This window comes from Nonomuraea sp. KM88, from assembly GCF_052245635.1.
Lineage (GTDB): Bacteria > Actinomycetota > Actinomycetes > Streptosporangiales > Streptosporangiaceae > Nonomuraea.
In genome coordinates this window covers 1-3,983 of sequence record NZ_JBQQCC010000051.1, presented here as the reverse complement: position 1 = coordinate 3,983, position 3,983 = coordinate 1, and the positions used below count along the sequence as shown (strand labels likewise).

Genomic DNA, 3,983 nt, shown 5'->3' with positions numbered 1-3,983 from the left:
GTTATCTTGAGCGCTCGCTTTGATCATGATGCTGACCTGCTGGATTATGTTTCGGACAGTGTCATTGACGTGGTCCTGCAGGGTGCTGTGCCAGCGATCAGCGCGGGTCGATCGTTGCTGTATCGCGATGTCCCGCAGGCGATTGCTGGACGCGTTGGTCGCCGAGAGCGCGGGCAAGTTGTCGCCGCAGGCGCTTGTTCTCCTCGGCGAGTTCGCGGTTGCGCTGATAGGCGATCTCCAGCCGTCGTCTGAGAGAGTCGTCGGAGGCGCGCTGACGGGCGGGGATGGAAGGGGTGTCGGAGCGTCGGCGGGTTGTGTCCCGAAGTCGTTGGATCTCGGCGCGCAGGTCGGGCTGGGTGTAGAGCCATGAGCGGGAGATCTGGCCATGGCGGGCCACGCTGTCGAAGGTGACCGGGGTCACTGCGACCTCGAGTTCGCGCAGGGCCTGGATGGCCTTGGCGCGGGTCAGCTCATGACGGCGTCGCGCGGCGAGCACCAGGTGATGGAGGTTGTCAGCTGACATGGGTGGCGCCTTCGCAGGAGGGATCTTCGGGGGCGGCGAGGCCGGCGATGATGGTGTCGAGGTTGGTGAGGACCTGACGGTTCATCTCGACGAGCCGCTGCTGGCCACGGGCTTCGGCGGCGGAGATGATCTGCAGGACATCGGTCCGGTGACGGTGGTGCTGGTCGAGAAAATCGGGGGTGGTGAGGAACATCGGGCAGGTCAGGCAGGCGTTCGCGTGCGGGCAGCTTTGCTGGACGGGCAGCTGGCAGTAGCCGTTGGGCAGAGCCTGTGTGGCGCGAGAGAGGCGATGCTTGGCCCAGGCGGCCTCGGCCAGCGGCCCGCCGGGGTCGAGGCGAACTCTCTGGCCGTGGATGTCGACTTTTCGTGCTTTCTCCCAGTGGTCCCGGATGGTGGTGTCGTGCAGGCGCGCGTAGTGGGCGGTCATCTGGGGCGAGTCGTGGTCGAGAATACGGCGGACGACTTCCTGCGGAACGTCTCTGTTGATCATTCGGGTGCCCAGGGTGTGGCGCCATTGGTGCGGAGTGAAGTGCACGCTCTGGCCGTGCTCGTCGCGGACCTGACAGTGCTGGAGCCAGCGGTAGAGGGCCAGGCGGTAAGTGGAGGACGACAGCGGCAACCGGCCGTCGACGTTCTTGGTGGGCCGGGGGAACAGCAGGTGGCAGTCGGTCGGCCAGCGCCTGCGGACGTGCTGTTGCTGCTCCCCGACGAGCGCGACAAGTTGCTCATCGACGGGGACCAGCGCCTCACGCTTCATCTTGTGGTTGACATAGCGCAGGTAGGGAGCGCCATCAGCATCGCTGACCAGGCAGTCGAAGGCGAGTTTGAGGGCGTCGCTCACCCGTAATCCGCAGCGGATCAGCAGGAGGGTGACCAGCCGGTAGGCGTCATCGCCGAACCGGGCCAGGTTGTCGGGGTGTTCGACCTGGGCCATGACGTGTTCGGCCAAGGCCCGGGGAAGCCGCTCCCTGCGCTTGGGGTAGTCCTCGGGGAAGAACACGACGCTCGTGGGCAGGCCGGTGTCCCACTGATGCTGGCGCACGGCGTGGAAGAAGCTGCCGAGCAAGCCAATGTGGCTGCCCTGCCGCTGCGGGTTATCGACGTAGTGGGTGTGCAGGTCGGCCAGGTAGCGCTCCAGGACGGCGCGGTCGAGCTGGGTTAGGACCTGGATATGGGTGTGCCGGTGGAGGAAGGTCGCGAAGCGGGTGAGAGCGGCGACGGCGCGGCGGACGGCCTCGTAGGACAGGCCGCAGGTCAGCCGCCAGCGGGCCCACCGCTTGGCGAGCAGCTTGAACTGCGGCTGGGGGATCTCCCCGAAGCACAAGGTGCGGTTGCCGTCGGACAGGCCCAGCCGGCGAAGCTGCCACTGGTCACGATCAAATTCGGTTTCCCAGCCACCGCCGTCGACCAGATCGGACACGACCCGGTGAGCGTAGGCCAGCAAGGCCCGGGGATTGGAGTCCTTCGGCGCTGGGCGGCCGATCCGGCCGCGCCACTCGGTTTCGCTGGCCTGCAGCAGCGAGGACTCGCCGACCGTGGCCAGGAAGCGGACCACCTGCATCACCACGGTCGGCGGCGTCTTGGAGGTGCGCTCATCGGCCCGGCACTGCAACGCGTACTGCATCTCCAGCCGCAGTTGCTCCCTCAGCTCGGTCAGGTTGATGACCTGGTCGGCGGGGATGTCGACGGTGGAGAACCGCGTGGCGAACACCTCCTGGTCGGGGCGTCCGTTCACCTTCCAGGTGTTGGCGTGGGAGCGGCAGAACACGAAGTTGGTCGCCGGCCACAAGGTGCAGTGCGCAATCAGGCACGATGCGCCTTCCGGCGGGCGGGGAAAGTCCTGCGGGATGGCCAGCCAGCCCTCCCGGTCGGGGCGCCCGGCCCGTTCCCACCGCAGGGCATGGAGCTGACATAGACCTTGGCGGGCGGTGCCGTAGTTGCAGCCGGGAAAGGCGCAGGCCAGATTGGGGCGCTGGAGCATCCAGCGCGGATCGGTGGCGGCGGCGAACTGCTCGAGGTCGGGTCGGCCGGCCTTCTTCCAACGCAGGTGGTGTCCCGCGCAGAGGCCATGGCCACGGATATGGCGGCGGCAGCCCGCCACGCGGCACGCGCCGGTGCCGAAGACCGGGTCCTCGGCGTCGAAGACCAGCACCTCGCGGCGGAACTCGGGACGCACCATCGCCAGCAGACGACCCCGAAGGCTGTTGGGGACCGGGCGACGGTGAGGGACGATGGTCACCAAGCCACCTCCCGGCCGGTGAACCAACCGGCATCCTCCAGGATGCGGCGGGCATCTTCCACGCTCAGATGCCCATAAACGGTGAGCGTGGTGGCCACCGAGGCGTGCCCGAGCAAGGTGCTGACCACCTCGACGGGGACCCCATCGCGCAGCAGCCGGGTCGCATATGTATGCCGCCACCAGTGCGGGTCGAAGTCGATGCCGGTGCGTCGGCGAAGCCGCCGTACCAGATCGTAGACGGCGGCGTAGGTGAGTGCTTGTCCGCGCGGGTGGCTCCAGAGATTGACGAAGACGTAGTCGGAGTCCAGGTCGCCGTACTCGTCATGCAGGTAATCCGCCAGCAGTCGCACGAGTTCGGCACTGATCGGGATCGTTCGCCCGGTGGCCGACTTGGTGCGCGCGCCGTTGGCGTTCAATCGGGGGCGGATGGTCACCGTCTTGGCGGCCGCGGCGATGTCCTCATGACGTAGTCCGAGCGCCTCGCCGATGCGCATCCCAGTGTCGTAGAGCAGGGCGAACAGCAGCCGATCCCGCAGGCGGTCGCAGGCATCGAGGATCTGCTGCACCTCGCAAACGGTCAGTACCCGGGGCAGCTTTCGCTCGGCCTTCAACGATATGGCGCGACGGGGAGCGGGCATTGACTTGCTGATGTGGTGCAGGAACGGCTTCCATGAGCTGCGTCGTCCGGGTTGCCAGGACACCAGCAGGTCGCCCAGATCCACGCCACCGCGGGCGGCATGCTGGTAGAACGCCGACAGCGCCGACAACTTGCGGTTAATCGTCGCTTCGGTGCGCTGCGCTCGCACCGAGGGCAGCACCGCGACCTGACCCGTTCGGCCCTCTGGCGGGAGTCGTAGCCAGGCAACGAACTCGCCCACGTCCTCCAGTCGCACTTCGCGCCAGTCCAGGGCGCGTACCTGGAGAAAGACAAACCAGTCCTTCAGATCATGCGCATACGCCTTGACGGTGTTCGGCGACCGCTCGATGTCGCTGAGAAAGGCCAGATAGCTCTCGATCGGGGCGACCGGCACGTCGTCGTCTCCAAGTACGGTCCACGACTCCCGCCCCGACGCGGGTAAGACCACCCGTTGCACCAGCACCGCTCCTCCAGCCCCTCTGTGTTGTGGACGGCGGTAGATAACCACATCCACGACACCCGGAACCGGCTCTCACTCGACCATGCTGGACATGACAGACACATTGAGGAGCGCTCAAGATAAC

The 3,983-nt window shown here is 66.7% G+C and carries 3 protein-coding genes; all 3 read right to left on the bottom strand.

All coding sequences use genetic code 11. From position 1 onward, the window contains the following. Positions 1-97 precede the first annotated feature (97 nt). From ACTWPV_RS49490 to ACTWPV_RS49480, 3 genes are read right to left on the bottom strand one after another with little or no spacing between them, the layout of a single operon-like run. A complete protein-coding gene (locus ACTWPV_RS49490; RefSeq protein ID WP_443157195.1) occupies positions 98-523 on the bottom strand; it encodes a DUF6262 family protein in 426 nt (141 codons plus the stop codon). Continuing rightward, a complete protein-coding gene (locus ACTWPV_RS49485; RefSeq protein WP_443157194.1) occupies positions 513-2,762 on the bottom strand; it encodes a tyrosine-type recombinase/integrase in 2,250 nt (749 codons plus the stop codon). The genes ACTWPV_RS49490 and ACTWPV_RS49485 overlap by 11 nt, the downstream gene beginning before the upstream one ends. Continuing rightward, complete coding sequence (locus ACTWPV_RS49480; protein ID WP_443157193.1) at positions 2,759-3,862, bottom strand: site-specific integrase; 1,104 nt, start codon at positions 3,860-3,862, stop codon at positions 2,759-2,761. Before ACTWPV_RS49480 ends, ACTWPV_RS49485 begins: the two co-directional genes overlap by 4 nt. Between the last annotated feature and the right edge of the window lie 121 nt (positions 3,863-3,983).